This is a genomic window from Rickettsia hoogstraalii (assembly GCF_000825685.1).
In the GTDB taxonomy this organism is placed as follows: Bacteria; Pseudomonadota; Alphaproteobacteria; order Rickettsiales; family Rickettsiaceae; genus Rickettsia; species Rickettsia hoogstraalii.
Genome location: NZ_CCXM01000001.1, coordinates 372,606 through 385,833 on the forward strand (window position 1 = coordinate 372,606; position 13,228 = coordinate 385,833).

Genomic DNA, 13,228 nt, shown 5'->3' on the forward strand with positions numbered 1-13,228 from the left:
CATTTTTAATTTTTTAATTTTACTTTCTTCATTAAACCTTCATACTTACTACTAAATAAGTAAGTTTGAATCTGAGTCATAGTATCAAGTACCACGTTCACTACAATTAAAAAACTCGTACCTCCTAAAGAAAGAGAAATTACATACTTATTCATTAATAGCTCCGGAATTACACATATTACACTTAAATATATCCCACCTATAACCGTAAGCCTTGTAAGTATATAATCAAAATAATCAGACGTATTTTTCCCTGGTCTTTTACCCGGAATATAAGCACCATATTTTCTTAAATTATTAGCAGTTTCTTCAGAATTAAATACTATTGCAGTATAAAAAAAACTAAAAAACATAATTAATGCTACATATAATAAAATATATACGGGTTTTCCATGCCCTAAGTAATAAGTAAGCATGCCCATAGTTTCTGAATTACTATTAGAAAAATTAGCAAGCGTAGCAGGAAATAGTAAAATTGAACTAGCAAATATTGGAGGTATTACACCAGAAGTATTTAATTTAAGAGGCATATGCGTTGCTTCTCCTCCATAAATTTTATTTCCTACTTGTCTTTTAGGATACTGCACCAATAATTTTCTTTGGGCCTTTTCAAAAAATATAATTATAGCTATTAATACAACTACTCCAATACAAACAGCTAACGCTATTAAAGGCGATAATGCTCCTTTTCTTGATAATTCAAACATACTAATAATAGCACTAGGTACTCCAGAAATTATACCTATAAATATAATTAAAGACGTACCGTTACCTATTCCGCGTTGTGTAATTTGTTCTCCTAACCACATTAATAGCATAGTGCCTACAACCAAAGTAATTACGGTTGTAACCCTAAAGAAAAAACCCGCTAAAATTACTACAGGACCGGTATTTGTTACAATCGACTCTAAACTTATAGCAACTCCATAAGCCTGAAAAGAAGCAAGCAGAACCGTTAAATATCTCGATAGCTGATTTACTTTTCTTTTACCAACTTCCCCTTCTTTTTTTAAATTTTCTAAAGGTTTATATGCAACTGACATTAATTGGATAATAATTGAGGCAGTAATATACGGCATAATTGCTAAAGCAAAAATAGACATTCTACCTAGCGATCCTCCGGATAGCATGTTGAACATTCCGAGTATTCCGGATTGATTCTTTTCAGCCACACTACTTAAAGCAATTGAATCTATACCGGGTATAGGTATAAAAGACCCAAATCTACATACTATAAGAATGAGAATAGTAAAAACAATGCGACTAACTAAATCATTACCGGATTTTTTAGAAAAATTCTGCCCCATATACTATAATAATTTTCCACCTGCTTTTTCGATTAAATCCTTAGCTTTAGAAGAATAAGCATCTAATTTTAATGATAGGGGAGAAGCGAAATCATCACTACAAATAGATAATAATTTCACTAATTTCTTATTATTTTTATTATTAACTACTCCGGCTTCTACCAATTTTTCTTTCGTAATAGTATCAGCAGCACTTAAACGCCCATCGGCTAATGCTTCTTCAATATTATAAATATTTATTATATTGTATTTTTTAGTTGAAATACAATTAAATCCTCTTTTAGGTAGCCTTTTGATCATAGGTGTTTGACCACCTTCAAAACCTTTTATTACAACGCCAGATCTAGATTTTTGACCTTTAATTCCTCTACCGCCGGTTTTTCCTTTACCGCTACCAATACCGCGTGCTATTCTTTTCTTATTTTTTTTAGCACCTATATTATTATATAATTCATTTAATTTCATTTAAAAACTCTAATTACATATTTTCTATTTTTAACAAATGCTTTACTTTTTCAACCATCCCTTTGATTGAATTAGTATTTTCAAGAATAACGCTCTTATTAATTTTGTTTAAACCAAGCCCAACTAATGTCAATCTTTGATCATAATTACGACCTATAGCACTTTTAACTTGAGTAATTTTTATATTATTAATCTTATTATTCATAACTTCACCTATACTTAACGCAACATTATTCATTAACTTGAATATCAGAGGATTTTACAGATATTTCATTTACTTTTTTATCTCTTCTCATAGCAATAGATTTTGGTGATGCAAGTTTATTTAATGCATCAAATGTTGCAGAAATCATTGCATAAACATTCGTTGAACCTATTGATTTAGCAACAATATCATGAACGCCTAAAGAGTCAAAAATTGCTCTCATAGACCCTCCGGCTATAACGCCCGTACCTGCTTTAGCTCTTCTTAAAATCACTTTAGCAGCTCCACTTTTACCGACAACGTCATGGTGAATAGTCCTATTTTGATATAACGGCACTTTCATCATCCTCTTTTTAGCGGCTTGTTTTGCTTTTCCTCGAGCTTCGTTTACTTCTTTAGCTTTTCCGTGTCCCGCTCCGACTCTGCCAGCTTTATCACCGACAACTACATAAGCAGAAAAAGCAAATCTTCTACCACCTTTTACTACTTTTGTAACTCTATTTACATCAACTAAAACTTCGCTTAAAGTCTCTTCATTTTTTTTAACTTTAGACATTACTACAACCTTATAACCTAAAATTTTATTTTCTCTCTAGCTGCATCAGCTAGAGCTTTTACAACACCGTGATACTTATATCCGCCTCTATCAAATACTACTTCTTTTATCCCTGCAGAATCAGCTTTTTTTGCTATTTCTTCACCTACTTTGATAGCATTTTCAATATTACAATGAGATTTTTTTATTTTCTCATCTAAAGTTGAAGCAGAAGCAATCGTTATAGACTTAGAATCATCAATAATTTGTGCATATATATGTCTACCTGATTTAAATATCGATAATCTAACTCTATTAGATGTTTTAGATATTTTATGTCTTATTCTACTTCTTCTTTTTTCAAATTTTAGCTTAGCACTACGCATATTTAACTCTTAAATATTTAACTCTTAAATTTAATTTTTCTTACCTTCTTTACGCGGTATAAATTGATTTTCAAATTTAATCCCTTTTCCTTTATAAGGCTCAGGTGGTCTCTGTTTTATAATAATTGAGGCAAATTGTCCTAATTTTTCTTTATCTGTTCCCTCAAGAATAATAATATTTTGCTTAGGTACCTCTATTTTAATATCTGAAGGTATTTCAATTTTTGTATTATGGCTTTTAGCAAGCATTAAATTTAAATATTTACCTTTTACCATTGCTCTGTAACCGACTCCGTTAATTTCGAGTTTAAGCTTAAACCCTTCTTTAACGCCGGTAACCATATTTGATATTATGCTTCTTGCAGTACCCCACATAGCACGTGCATTTTTATTTGCGGCTAAAGGTTTTACTAAAAGCTTATTTTCTGCCAATGAAATTGCTATATTACCTTTAAAAGTTTTTGATAATTCGCCTTTAGGTCCGGATATTTTTACTTCTAAATCATTTAAACCAACTTTTACACCTTCAGGTATAGTAATCGGCAATTTTCCAACACGTGACATTTTTTTACCTTAAAATACTTTACAAATTACTTCGCCGCCGACATTTTTAATATGAGCTTCTCTATCAGACATAACACCGTAAGGAGTAGAAAGAATATATATACCCATATTATTATAATATCCTTTCAAATCCTTAATAGCAGAATATACTCTTTTTCCAGGCTTTGATACTCTATGAATTTCGCATATAGAAGCATCACCGTTTACAGAGTATTTTAAAGCTACCTCAGTATAACTAATATTATTTTTTTGAGTAGTTACATAATCTTTTATATAACCTTCTTTTTGCAAAACATCTAAAATTGAAGTTTTAATTTTAGAACTAGGAAAAGAAACATTTATCAATTTGCTTTTATAAGCATTTCTAATTCTAGTTAACATATCTGCTACATTATCCGTCATTGACATATTATTTACCTATCGACTTTTACCAACTTGACTTAACTACACCGGGAACTAAGCCTCTACCTATTAATTCCCTAAGCTTATTCCTAGATATACCGAATTTTCTTGTAACACCTCTTGGTCTACCTGTAAGCTCACATCTATTTCTTATTCTAGTAGATGATGAATTTCTAGGTAATTGTGCAAGTGACATTACCAAAGAAAAACGCTCTTCTAATGAAATATTTTTATCATAAATTTTACTTTTTAGTGCCGAACGTTTATTATGTAAACTTTGTGATTTTTTTTTCCTACTTTCGTTCTTTTTTATAGAACTTACTTTTGCCATTATATATATCCTAAAAATTAATTATAAAAAGGTAAATTAAACCCTGATAACAAAAACTTACTTTCTTTATCTGTTTTAGCAGATGTAACGATTGTAATATCCATACCCCTTATTGTATCGATTTTATCGTAATTAATTTCAGGAAAAACTATCTGCTCTTTTAATCCAAAAGTAAAATTCCCTTTACCGTCAAAACTTTTATAAGAAAAACCGCGAAATTCTTTAACACGAGGTAACGCAACAATTACTAGCCTTTCTAAAAAATCATACATTCTATCTTTACGTAATGTAACCTTGCAGCCTATTTTCATACTTTCGCGTAACTTAAAGGTTGCAATAGATTTTCTTGCTAACGTTACAACCGGCTTCTGACCGGAGATCAAAGTAAGATCATTTACCGCATTATTAATTACTTTGGAATCGGCTATCGCTTCCCCTACTCCCATATTTATAACAATTTTCTTAATTTGCGGTATTTCATGCTTATTTTTATAAGAAAATTCTTTTTGTAAGTTTTCAATAATTTTTTGCTGATATAATTCTTTAAATCTTAACATTATTTACTTTCCTTATCGATAATTTCCCCTGATTTCTTTGCTACTCTAACCTTAGAACCGTCTTCTAAGAATTTAAAAGCTACTTTGGTAGGGTTACCAGTTTTTGGATCGATGTGTGCAATATTTGAGATATGTATAGGTAATTCTTTAGTTATTATCCCGCCTTCACTCATTTGATTAGGTTTAGTATGCTTTTTTACTAAATTTACTCCAGAAACAATTACTTTACTGTCCTCAGGAAAAACTTTTAATATTTTACCTTTTTTTCCTTTGTGCTTTCCGGTAATAACAACAACTTCATCACCTTTTTTTACTTTTAATTTAATCATTTATAACACTTCCTCTGCAAGCGACATTATTCTAACATATTTTTTCGCTCTAAGTTCTCTTGTAACAGGACCGAAAACTCTAGTACCGATAGGTTCATCTTGTTTATTCAAAAGCACTAATGCGTTTTTATCAAATTTTATTGTACTACCGTCAGGTCTTACTACTCCAGTCTTTGTACGAACAATCACGCCTTTATAAACATCACCCTTTTTAACCTTACCTCCGGGTATAGCTTCTTTAACAGATACAACTACAACATCACCCAGCTTTGCCACCATATGGTGAGAGCCACCTAAAACTTTAATACACATAACTTTTTTAGCACCGGAATTATCTGCAACTTCCAAGATGCTCTGCATTTGAATCATAAACTACTTCCAATTTTTTATACACGAGAGATAAAATAAACAATCTACCTTATAAAGTCAAAGATTAAAAAACTTTATTCTCCATTTACCACTAACCATGTTTTGGTTTTTGAGATAGGACGACTTTCAATTATACTAACTTTATCTCCTTCTTGATATTTATTTTCTGAATCATGAGCAGCATATTTTTTAGATACTTTCACGAACTTTTTATAAATAGGATGCTTAAACTTTCTTTCTACTTTTACTGTAACCGTCTTATCAGCTTTTGAACTTATAACCACGCCTTGTAACACTCTTTTCGGCATTTTAATATTCCTCACTATTAGATCTTTTTGTTAATTCAGTTTTAATACGTGCTATAGACTTTTTGACTAACGAAAACCTACTAGTATTTTTTAACTCACCTAAAGCTTGTTGAAATCTTAAATTAAACAATTCTTTTTTTAAAAGATTAAGGTTTTTATAAAGCTCTTCTATTGTTTCAGTAGATAACTTACTTCTTAATAATTTTAAATCATTCATAACGTCTCACTATCCTTGTTCTAACAGGTAATTTTGCACTTGCAAGCTCCAAAGCTCTAAGTGCAATATTTTCTTCTACCCCTTCAATTTCAAACATAATTCTTCCAGGCGAAACTCTAACTGCAAAAAATTCAGGAGAACCTTTACCTTTACCCATTCTTACTTCGGCAGGCTTTTTAGAAACAGGAACATCCGGAAAAATGCGAATCCATAATCTTCCTTGCCTTTTCATACATCTAGTAGCAGCTTTTCTTCCTGCTTCTATTTGTCTTGCAGTAACACGCCAACCGTCTATAGATTTTAGACCAAATGATCCAAAAGCAAGCGTCGTACCTGCTTTTGCTTTTGAAGCAACTCTACCTTTATGAGCTTTTCTAAATTTTTGTTTTTTCGGAGCTAACATTTTAATACTTAAAATTAATTATATCTTTTATTTTCTGTATATTCACCTTTATAAATCCACACTTTAACCCCTATAACTCCATAAGTAGTTATAGCCTCAGCTGTTGAATAATCAATATCAGCTCTTAAAGTATGTAACGGCATTCTTCCTTCTATATACCACTCGGTTCTAGCAATTTCAGCACCTCCAAGTCGTCCTGAACAACTAACTCTTATACCTTGTCCACCTTGCTTAAATGAAGCCTGAATTGCTGTTTTCATAGCTTTTCTAAAAGAAACTCTTTTTTCAAGCTGTAATGCTATAGTTTGAGCTACTATAGCAGCATCTATATTAAATTTTCTAACTTCGTGGATATTTATATAAACTTCTTTTAAAGAAGTCATTTTCTCGATAGCTTTTTTTAGCTTATCAATTTCACTACCGTTTCTACCGATAATGATATTTGGTTTTTTGGCATTAATATTAATTATAATACTTTTATTAGAAAGACGTTCAATTAAAACTCTGCTAACTTGAGCTTGATTAAAACCCTTATTTATTAAATCCCTAATTTTTAAATCTTGTATAAAAAGAGTTTTATAATGTTTTTCTGCATATAATGCGGAATCCCAACCTTTAATTAAAGTCGGTCCAACTCTAAAACCATGTGCACAAACTTTCTGCCCCATTTTAATTATCCTCTTTTTCTGTAACAGTTATATAAAGATTACTAAAAAACTTATTTATTCTAGTTGCTCTTCCTTTTGCTCTTGGCATAACTCTTTTCATTACTAAAGCCTTACCTACAGTCGCCTTAGTAATAACCAATCTATCTATATCTAGACCTAAATTATTTTCAGCATTTGCAACAGCAGATTGTAAACAATCTTTTACAACTTTTGCAATTCTTTTAGGAGAAAAAGTTAATTGTACCAATGCTTCAGATACTTTCATATTTCTAATAAAAGCTGCAACTAAATTTAGCTTCCTTGGACTTACTCTAATAGATTTAGCTTTTGCCGTAGCAAAATTTTTATTTTCCTGTACCATATAAATCTTTACTTTCTTTTGACTTTTTTATCTGCTCCATGACCGTGAAATGTTCTAGTAGGAGCAAACTCACCTAATTTTCTTCCAACCATTTCTTCATTTACAGAAACCGGAATAAATTTATTTCCATTATGAACAGAAAAGGTAAACCCTACAAAAATAGGCAAAATCGTTGATCTTCTAGACCAAGTTTTAATCATTTCAGATTTACCTGATTCCATTAATTTTTGAACTTTCTTTATTAAATAACCGTCTACAAAAGGCCCTTTCCATATTGAACGTACCATACTAATACCTAATTAATTTAAAATCTATTTTCTTTTCTTTATGATAAATTTTGAAGTACGTTTATTTTTACGTGTCTTCTTACCCTTTGTTGGGAATCCCCAAGGAGTAACAGGATGGCGTCCTCCTGAAGTTTTACCTTCACCACCGCCATGAGGGTGATCTACAGGATTCATTGCTACACCTCTAACATGTGGTCTCCAACCGAGCCATCTATTTCTACCTGCTTTGCCTAAATTAATATTTTTTTGATCCGGGTTAGATATACTACCTATAGTAGCTTTACAATCTAAAGGTACTAACCTAAATTCACCTGATCTTAATTTAATCTGAGCATATCCTGAATCTTTACCCACTAGATCTACTGAAGTACCTGCAGATCTTGCAATTTGACCGCCTTTACCGACTTTCATTTCAACATTATGTAAAGTAGTACCGATAGGAATGAATTTTAAAGGTAAACAATTTCCTATCTTTATATCAGCATCTTGACTTGATATTACTCTATCACCTACAGATAATTTTTGCGGTGCTAGAATATAAGAATATTCCCCGTCTTCATATTTTATTAAAGCAATAAAAGCAGTTCTATTAGGGTCATACTCTATTCTTTCAACAATAGCAGAAATATCTATTTTATTTCTTTTAAAATCAATAATACGATATAATTTTTTGTGTCCTCCACCTCTGTGCCAAGAAGTAATTCTACCTTGATTATTTCGTCCACCGGTTTTAGATATACCTTTGGTCAAAGATTTTAAAGGTCTGCCTTTCCATAAACTAGTTTTATCAACTTGAACTAACTCTCTAAGAGAAGGAGTAATTGGATTAAATTTTTTTAAAGCCATTTATTTAATTCCTCCGGCAAAATCGATATTATGGTCTTTTTCTAATGTAACAATAGCTTTCTTTCTATTGATTTGAGTCCCTATAATTCCTTTAAATCTTTTCTTCTTACCTTTAACGTTTAAAATATTCACTTTTTTTACTTTTACTTTAAATATTTCTTCTATAGCCTTTTTAACGGTAAGTTTTTCAGCAAATTTATCTACATAAAAAGCGTATTTATTTTGTTCCGAAAGGGTGGTAGTTTTTTCTGTAATAATAGGTTTTCTAATTAAATCGTAGTATTTATAAGAACTCATCTTAACCTCTCTTCTAAAACGCTCACTGCTTCTTGTGATAATAGGACATATTCATGTCGTATTATATCATAAACATTTGCTCCTATTTGTGGAACAATCACAGTATTATAAATATTTTTTGCAGCTAAAGAAAAATTAGTATCTACTTCATTTCCATCTATTACAAAGAAACTTTTCCCTTGAAATTTACTTAATATATTTACAAGAGCAGAAGTTTTAGGCTTATCTAGCTTTAAAGAATCTATTACTAATAATTTTCCTTCAGCAAATTTCTCGGATAAAGCATGAATTAAACCAAGTTTTCGTACTTTTTTAGGTAATTTTGTTGCATGACTACGTACTCTAGGTCCGTGAGCTACACCACCACCACGCATCTGTACCGATCTAAGGGAGCCTTGTCTTGCATTACCTGTACCTTTTTGCTTAAAAGGTTTTTTTGTGGTTCCTGATACTTCTGATACTGTTTTAGTTTTATGGTTACCGGACATTGCTTTAGCTCTCTGCCAATCAATAACCTGCTTTATTATATCATCTCTGATAAATTCAACAGCAAATATATCTTCATTTAAGCTAATCTCACCAACTTCTTCATTAGCAAGATTTAATATTTTAGTTTTCATCTTTATTTAACCTTATACAGTCTTATATAAAACTTTTATATAAATAATATTGCATGGCGTTTTGTTAATTTAATAATCTTTAACCTCAACAAACATGTCTAAATATCTATTATACAGTTATTGAAATCTTTTTTATTGCATCTTTTATTGAAAGATACGAATTTTTGTGACCTGGTATACTACCTTGAATCATAATAAGCTTACGCTCTTTATCAACGGCAAATATTTTCAAATTTTGAATAGTAACTTGGTTACATCCCATATGACCAGCCATTTTTTTGCCTTTGAAAACCTTTCCTGGATCTTGTCTTTGTCCTGTAGAACCGTGCGAACGATGGGATATAGAAACACCGTGAGAAGCTTCAAGACCTCTAAAATTATGTCTTTTCATACTACCAGCAAACCCTTTACCTATAGTAGTTGCCGTTATATCCACAAATTGTCCGGCCGTAAAATGATCTACTTCTAGACTTGCTGCTATATCAATAAAATTCTCTTCAGAAATTCTAAATTCTTTTAATTTAGTTTTAGGAGATATTTTAGCATTAGCAAAAACTTGTTTCATAGGCTTGGTTACTCTAGATATTTTTTTATCTTTTATACCTATAACCAAAGCATTATATCCATGTTTTTCTAGAGTTTTATGCCCTACCACTTGACAATCATCAACTTTTACTAATGTCAAAGAAATTCTTTCTCCTTTATCATTAAAAACACTAGTCATCCCAATTTTTTGAGCAATTATACCGGTTCTCATTTATTCCCCACTCTCTAATTCAATCACTACATCAACACCTGCTGCTAAATCAACTTTACTTAAAGCATCAACAACCGCCGAATTCGGATCATCTATAACTAATAATCTTTTATGCTTTCTAATTTCAAATTGCTCTCTTGACTTCTTATGTACATGAGGAGACCTATTTACGGTAAATCTTTCAATTTTTCTAGGTAAAGGAATAGGACCATTAATGTTAGCAAATGTTCTTTTAACAGCACTAACTATCTCTTTTGTAGCTTGATCAAGACTACGGTGATCAAATGATTTTAAACGAATTTTGATTTTATTTTTCATTCAGTAAACCTAATATTTAAACAGCAAGATGTTTTTCAGACATCTTAAAATATAAATACCTATTATTAAAAAATAATAGGTATTTATAAAATCAATTAATTATTTATTTTAGTTACTACGCCGGCACCCACTGTTCTACCACCTTCACGTATAGAGAATTTTAACCCTTCCTGCATAGCAATCGGTTTAATTAATTCCACTGTAAAAGTAGCATTATCTCCAGGCATAACCATCTGCTTATCAGCAGGCAATTTTATTGTACCGGTAACGTCTGTTGTTCTAAAATAGAACTGCGGACGATAGTCATTAGTAAATGGGGTATGACGTCCACCTTCTTCTTTACTAAGCACATATACTTCAGCTTCAAACTTATCATGCGGTTTTATGCTACCAGGTTTTGCGAGAACTTGTCCTCTTTCAACTTCTTCTCTTTTTGTACCGCGTAGTAATATACCGACATTATCTCCGGCTTGTCCTTCATCAAGTAATTTTCTGAACATTTCTACACCGGTACAGGTAGTTTTTTGCGTATCTTTTAGACCGACTATTTCAATTTCCTCACCTACCTTAATTATTCCTGACTCTACTCTACCGGTTACAACAGTACCTCTTCCTGAAATAGAGAATACATCTTCTATCGGCATTAAGAAAGGTTTATCCGTAGCTCTTACAGGCTGCGGTATATAGCTATCTACTGCATCCATTAACTCATTAATAGCTTTTTCACCTTCAGGCTTTCCTTCTAAAGCTTGAAGTGCAGAACCTTTAATAATAGGTATTTCATCACCCAGGAAACCGTATTTTGATAATAATTCCCTTACTTCCATCTCTACTAGTTCTAATAGATCAGGATCATCCACCATATCTACTTTATTTAAGAATACTACCATAGCAGGTACACCTACCTGTTTTGCTAGTAATATATGCTCTCTAGTTTGCGGCATAGGACCATCAGCAGCAGAAACTACTAATATTGCGCCGTCCATCTGAGCAGCACCGGTTATCATGTTCTTTACATAGTCAGCATGTCCCGGACAATCTACGTGTGCATAGTGTCTATTTTTAGTCTCATACTCTACGTGTGCAGTAGAAATAGTTATACCTCTTTCTTTTTCTTCAGGAGCAGCATCAATTTGATCATACGCTGTAGCTTTTGCTCCACCTGTCTTGGCAAGTACTATAGTTATTGCTGCCGTTAAGGAAGTTTTACCGTGATCTACGTGACCGATCGTACCTATATTAACGTGCGGTTTAGTTCGTTCAAATTTTGCTTTTGCCATGTTATTACTCTCTACAATTAGGTTTAATACAAGTTAATTTTTTATAAGTGCATTTTTTGCTAAATTTCATTTGTTACCACTATCTCTGGAGCGGGTGATGGGAATCGAACCCACACAGCCAGCTTGGAAGGCTGGAACTCTACCATTGAGCTACACCCGCATTGTGGCACTGTTAATAAAATAATTTCAAAGCTATTTTGTTAACAATGCTATATCAATTTTATTCAGATTTATAAATATACACAATTATGTTTTATTTTTAAATAAAATTAAACATATATACATGAATCTTTTAAAATAAAATGATACGCTTCCCTGAACCATTTAAGTGGTGGAGGGAGAAGGATTCGAACCTTCGAACGCTTACGCGGGCAGATTTACAGTCTGCTGCCATTGACCACTCGGCCACCCCTCCTAAAGAACTTTACTGTATTAAATAGACTAATTCACTGTAAAATACAATATATAATTAGTATTAGGACTTAATAAAACTTCTTGCCGAATCATCAAATAAACAAATAGCAGCTTGCACATTTATTTAGTTGTAACTTTCTATAATAAATAGTAGTTTCTGTCAAGAACAAATTACTGACGGTTTTCAATAAGATGCAAAATAAAAAACTTGATTCTAAAAATTGTTATTATATGTATGGGAAACATCCTGTATTTTCTGCTCTAAATAATCCAAAACGTCAAATTGAAAATATTTTATGCACTAGGGAAATTTTTGATACAAACAAAAAATTAATAGGTACTAGATCTTATGAAATTGTTAATAACGATATTTTATCTAAATTACTGGAAAACCAAACACATCAAGGAATAGCTGCAAAAGTTAGACTAATTTTTTCTTACAATCTAGAGGACGTAGATATAAAAAACCCAAAATGTAAAATTGCGATTCTTGATCAAATAACAGACACACAAAATATTGGAGCAATTATTCGTAGTGCCGCTGCTTTTGATATAAATGCTATAATATTACCTCAAGATAATTCTCCAAATGAAAGCGGCAGCATTGCTAAAGCGGCTTGCGGTACTTTAGAATTAATACCTATAATTAAAGTTACTAACTTACGCTCATGTATGAATTATCTTAAAAAACACGGCTTTTGGATTATAGGTCTAACAGGTTCTGCAAATGACTACTTTACCGATAAATTAATTTCCGACAAAATGGCATTAGTATTTGGCTCAGAAGATAAAGGCATGCGAAGATTAGTCGAAGAAACATGTGATTATTTAGCCAAAATTCCTATTTCTAAGAGAGTAGAAAGTCTCAATGTATCAAATGCCGCTTCTATAATTTTTCATTCATTAAATAAATAATATTTTTAATAAATCAAATATTGTTTTTTATTTACTTCGATATAAATATTTAGTCTACTAAAATTAAAGTCATAAACTTTTATTATA

At 31.5% G+C, this 13,228-nt stretch carries 24 protein-coding genes and 2 tRNA genes; 1 reads left to right on the forward strand and 25 read right to left on the reverse strand.

All coding sequences use genetic code 11. From position 1 onward, the window contains the following. Window positions 1-5: 5 nt before the first annotated feature. The 25 genes from secY to BN1174_RS02095 form a co-directional block, all read right to left on the reverse strand. Window positions 6-1,307 (reverse strand): preprotein translocase subunit SecY, encoded by a 1,302-nt coding sequence (secY, locus tag BN1174_RS01975; RefSeq protein ID WP_011270647.1) that lies wholly within the window; start codon window positions 1,305-1,307, stop codon window positions 6-8. Between the two features lie 3 nt (window positions 1,308-1,310). Beyond that, window positions 1,311-1,772, reverse strand: coding sequence for a 50S ribosomal protein L15 (gene rplO / locus BN1174_RS01980; protein ID WP_040256096.1), 462 nt, complete (start codon window positions 1,770-1,772; stop codon window positions 1,311-1,313). A 13-nt stretch (window positions 1,773-1,785) separates the two neighbouring features. Next, a complete protein-coding gene (gene rpmD / locus BN1174_RS01985) occupies window positions 1,786-1,977 on the reverse strand; it encodes a 50S ribosomal protein L30 (protein WP_040257894.1) in 192 nt (63 codons plus the stop codon). Between the two features lie 25 nt (window positions 1,978-2,002). Beyond that, window positions 2,003-2,533, reverse strand: coding sequence for a 30S ribosomal protein S5 (rpsE, locus tag BN1174_RS01990; protein ID WP_011270644.1), 531 nt, complete (start codon window positions 2,531-2,533; stop codon window positions 2,003-2,005). Between the two features lie 17 nt (window positions 2,534-2,550). Next, window positions 2,551-2,898 carry a 50S ribosomal protein L18 gene (rplR, locus tag BN1174_RS01995; RefSeq protein ID WP_040256098.1) on the reverse strand — a complete coding sequence of 116 codons (348 nt, stop codon included), beginning with the start codon at window positions 2,896-2,898 and terminating at the stop codon, window positions 2,551-2,553. A gap of 30 nt (window positions 2,899-2,928) precedes the next feature. Then, a complete protein-coding gene (gene rplF / locus BN1174_RS02000) occupies window positions 2,929-3,462 on the reverse strand; it encodes a 50S ribosomal protein L6 (protein WP_040256099.1) in 534 nt (177 codons plus the stop codon). A 9-nt stretch (window positions 3,463-3,471) separates the two neighbouring features. Then, a complete protein-coding gene (rpsH, locus tag BN1174_RS02005) occupies window positions 3,472-3,870 on the reverse strand; it encodes a 30S ribosomal protein S8 (RefSeq protein WP_011270641.1) in 399 nt (132 codons plus the stop codon). 19 nt (window positions 3,871-3,889) lie between these two features. Further along, window positions 3,890-4,195 (reverse strand): 30S ribosomal protein S14, encoded by a 306-nt coding sequence (gene rpsN / locus BN1174_RS02010; RefSeq protein ID WP_011270640.1) that lies wholly within the window; start codon window positions 4,193-4,195, stop codon window positions 3,890-3,892. A gap of 17 nt (window positions 4,196-4,212) precedes the next feature. Further along, on the reverse strand, window positions 4,213-4,752 hold the full coding sequence (gene rplE / locus BN1174_RS02015) for a 50S ribosomal protein L5 (protein ID WP_040256101.1): 540 nt from the start codon (window positions 4,750-4,752) through the stop codon (window positions 4,213-4,215). Then, the gene (gene rplX, locus BN1174_RS02020; protein ID WP_040256109.1) at window positions 4,752-5,081 is read right to left on the reverse strand and encodes a 50S ribosomal protein L24; all 330 of its coding nucleotides are present in this window, start codon (window positions 5,079-5,081) and stop codon (window positions 4,752-4,754) included. Before rplX ends, rplE begins: the two co-directional genes overlap by 1 nt. Continuing rightward, on the reverse strand, window positions 5,082-5,450 hold the full coding sequence (gene rplN / locus BN1174_RS02025; RefSeq protein WP_040256111.1) for a 50S ribosomal protein L14: 369 nt from the start codon (window positions 5,448-5,450) through the stop codon (window positions 5,082-5,084). It lies immediately after the preceding gene. Between the two features lie 74 nt (window positions 5,451-5,524). After that, the gene (gene rpsQ / locus BN1174_RS02030; RefSeq protein WP_039594825.1) at window positions 5,525-5,758 is read right to left on the reverse strand and encodes a 30S ribosomal protein S17; all 234 of its coding nucleotides are present in this window, start codon (window positions 5,756-5,758) and stop codon (window positions 5,525-5,527) included. Window position 5,759: 1 nt separating this feature from the next. Further along, window positions 5,760-5,975 carry a 50S ribosomal protein L29 gene (gene rpmC, locus BN1174_RS02035; RefSeq protein WP_004596213.1) on the reverse strand — a complete coding sequence of 72 codons (216 nt, stop codon included), beginning with the start codon at window positions 5,973-5,975 and terminating at the stop codon, window positions 5,760-5,762. Further along, window positions 5,968-6,378, reverse strand: coding sequence for a 50S ribosomal protein L16 (gene rplP / locus BN1174_RS02040; protein ID WP_040256128.1), 411 nt, complete (start codon window positions 6,376-6,378; stop codon window positions 5,968-5,970). Before rplP ends, rpmC begins: the two co-directional genes overlap by 8 nt. Before the next feature lie 14 nt (window positions 6,379-6,392). Further along, window positions 6,393-7,046, reverse strand: coding sequence for a 30S ribosomal protein S3 (gene rpsC / locus BN1174_RS02045; protein WP_040256130.1), 654 nt, complete (start codon window positions 7,044-7,046; stop codon window positions 6,393-6,395). A 1-nt stretch (window position 7,047) separates the two neighbouring features. Beyond that, the gene (gene rplV / locus BN1174_RS02050; RefSeq protein ID WP_008580961.1) at window positions 7,048-7,407 is read right to left on the reverse strand and encodes a 50S ribosomal protein L22; all 360 of its coding nucleotides are present in this window, start codon (window positions 7,405-7,407) and stop codon (window positions 7,048-7,050) included. 8 nt (window positions 7,408-7,415) lie between these two features. Further along, window positions 7,416-7,694 (reverse strand): 30S ribosomal protein S19, encoded by a 279-nt coding sequence (gene rpsS, locus BN1174_RS02055; RefSeq protein WP_040256134.1) that lies wholly within the window; start codon window positions 7,692-7,694, stop codon window positions 7,416-7,418. Window positions 7,695-7,718: 24 nt separating this feature from the next. Beyond that, on the reverse strand, window positions 7,719-8,540 hold the full coding sequence (gene rplB / locus BN1174_RS02060; RefSeq protein WP_040256136.1) for a 50S ribosomal protein L2: 822 nt from the start codon (window positions 8,538-8,540) through the stop codon (window positions 7,719-7,721). Then, window positions 8,541-8,837: a 50S ribosomal protein L23 gene (gene rplW / locus BN1174_RS02065; protein ID WP_011270632.1), complete on the reverse strand. Its 297-nt coding sequence runs from the start codon at window positions 8,835-8,837 to the stop codon at window positions 8,541-8,543. After that, a complete protein-coding gene (rplD, locus tag BN1174_RS02070; protein ID WP_040256138.1) occupies window positions 8,834-9,457 on the reverse strand; it encodes a 50S ribosomal protein L4 in 624 nt (207 codons plus the stop codon). Before rplD ends, rplW begins: the two co-directional genes overlap by 4 nt. A 109-nt stretch (window positions 9,458-9,566) precedes the next feature. Next, a complete protein-coding gene (rplC, locus tag BN1174_RS02075) occupies window positions 9,567-10,214 on the reverse strand; it encodes a 50S ribosomal protein L3 (RefSeq protein WP_040256140.1) in 648 nt (215 codons plus the stop codon). Beyond that, window positions 10,215-10,532, reverse strand: a complete 318-nt coding sequence (gene rpsJ / locus BN1174_RS02080; protein ID WP_040256142.1) for a 30S ribosomal protein S10 — start codon at window positions 10,530-10,532, stop codon at window positions 10,215-10,217. It abuts the gene before it with no gap. 95 nt (window positions 10,533-10,627) lie between these two features. Then, on the reverse strand, window positions 10,628-11,812 hold the full coding sequence (gene tuf, locus BN1174_RS02085) for an elongation factor Tu (RefSeq protein WP_040256144.1): 1,185 nt from the start codon (window positions 11,810-11,812) through the stop codon (window positions 10,628-10,630). Window positions 11,813-11,898: 86 nt separating this feature from the next. Beyond that, window positions 11,899-11,972, reverse strand: a tRNA-Gly gene (locus BN1174_RS02090). A gap of 169 nt (window positions 11,973-12,141) precedes the next feature. Then, a tRNA-Tyr gene (locus BN1174_RS02095) sits at window positions 12,142-12,227 on the reverse strand. A gap of 191 nt (window positions 12,228-12,418) precedes the next feature. Between BN1174_RS02095 and rlmB the strand changes: the two genes are divergently transcribed. Then, window positions 12,419-13,141, forward strand: a complete 723-nt coding sequence (gene rlmB, locus BN1174_RS02100) for a 23S rRNA (guanosine(2251)-2'-O)-methyltransferase RlmB (protein WP_040256146.1) — start codon at window positions 12,419-12,421, stop codon at window positions 13,139-13,141. Window positions 13,142-13,228 lie beyond the last annotated feature (87 nt).

Bases quoted from the DNA above. Each gene is read 5' to 3' on its own strand.
- secY (WP_011270647.1), bottom strand. From the start codon at position 1,307: ATGGGGCAGAATTTTTCTAAAAAATCCGGTAATGATTTAGTTAGTCGC.
- rplO (WP_040256096.1), bottom strand. From the start codon at position 1,772: ATGAAATTAAATGAATTATATAATAATATAGGTGCTAAAAAAAATAAG.
- rpmD (WP_040257894.1), bottom strand. From the start codon at position 1,977: ATGAATAATAAGATTAATAATATAAAAATTACTCAAGTTAAAAGTGCT.
- rpsE (WP_011270644.1), bottom strand. From the start codon at position 2,533: ATGTCTAAAGTTAAAAAAAATGAAGAGACTTTAAGCGAAGTTTTAGTT.
- rplR (WP_040256098.1), bottom strand. From the start codon at position 2,898: ATGCGTAGTGCTAAGCTAAAATTTGAAAAAAGAAGAAGTAGAATAAGA.
- rplF (WP_040256099.1), bottom strand. From the start codon at position 3,462: ATGTCACGTGTTGGAAAATTGCCGATTACTATACCTGAAGGTGTAAAA.
- rpsH (WP_011270641.1), bottom strand. From the start codon at position 3,870: ATGTCAATGACGGATAATGTAGCAGATATGTTAACTAGAATTAGAAAT.
- rpsN (WP_011270640.1), bottom strand. From the start codon at position 4,195: ATGGCAAAAGTAAGTTCTATAAAAAAGAACGAAAGTAGGAAAAAAAAA.
- rplE (WP_040256101.1), bottom strand. From the start codon at position 4,752: ATGTTAAGATTTAAAGAATTATATCAGCAAAAAATTATTGAAAACTTA.
- rplX (WP_040256109.1), bottom strand. From the start codon at position 5,081: ATGATTAAATTAAAAGTAAAAAAAGGTGATGAAGTTGTTGTTATTACC.
- rplN (WP_040256111.1), bottom strand. From the start codon at position 5,450: ATGATTCAAATGCAGAGCATCTTGGAAGTTGCAGATAATTCCGGTGCT.
- rpsQ (WP_039594825.1), bottom strand. From the start codon at position 5,758: ATGCCGAAAAGAGTGTTACAAGGCGTGGTTATAAGTTCAAAAGCTGAT.
- rpmC (WP_004596213.1), bottom strand. From the start codon at position 5,975: ATGAATGATTTAAAATTATTAAGAAGTAAGTTATCTACTGAAACAATA.
- rplP (WP_040256128.1), bottom strand. From the start codon at position 6,378: ATGTTAGCTCCGAAAAAACAAAAATTTAGAAAAGCTCATAAAGGTAGA.
- rpsC (WP_040256130.1), bottom strand. From the start codon at position 7,046: ATGGGGCAGAAAGTTTGTGCACATGGTTTTAGAGTTGGACCGACTTTA.
- rplV (WP_008580961.1), bottom strand. From the start codon at position 7,407: ATGGTACAGGAAAATAAAAATTTTGCTACGGCAAAAGCTAAATCTATT.
- rpsS (WP_040256134.1), bottom strand. From the start codon at position 7,694: ATGGTACGTTCAATATGGAAAGGGCCTTTTGTAGACGGTTATTTAATA.
- rplB (WP_040256136.1), bottom strand. From the start codon at position 8,540: ATGGCTTTAAAAAAATTTAATCCAATTACTCCTTCTCTTAGAGAGTTA.
- rplW (WP_011270632.1), bottom strand. From the start codon at position 8,837: ATGAGTTCTTATAAATACTACGATTTAATTAGAAAACCTATTATTACA.
- rplD (WP_040256138.1), bottom strand. From the start codon at position 9,457: ATGAAAACTAAAATATTAAATCTTGCTAATGAAGAAGTTGGTGAGATT.
- rplC (WP_040256140.1), bottom strand. From the start codon at position 10,214: ATGAGAACCGGTATAATTGCTCAAAAAATTGGGATGACTAGTGTTTTT.
- rpsJ (WP_040256142.1), bottom strand. From the start codon at position 10,532: ATGAAAAATAAAATCAAAATTCGTTTAAAATCATTTGATCACCGTAGT.
- tuf (WP_040256144.1), bottom strand. From the start codon at position 11,812: ATGGCAAAAGCAAAATTTGAACGAACTAAACCGCACGTTAATATAGGT.
- rlmB (WP_040256146.1), top strand. From the start codon at position 12,419: ATGCAAAATAAAAAACTTGATTCTAAAAATTGTTATTATATGTATGGG.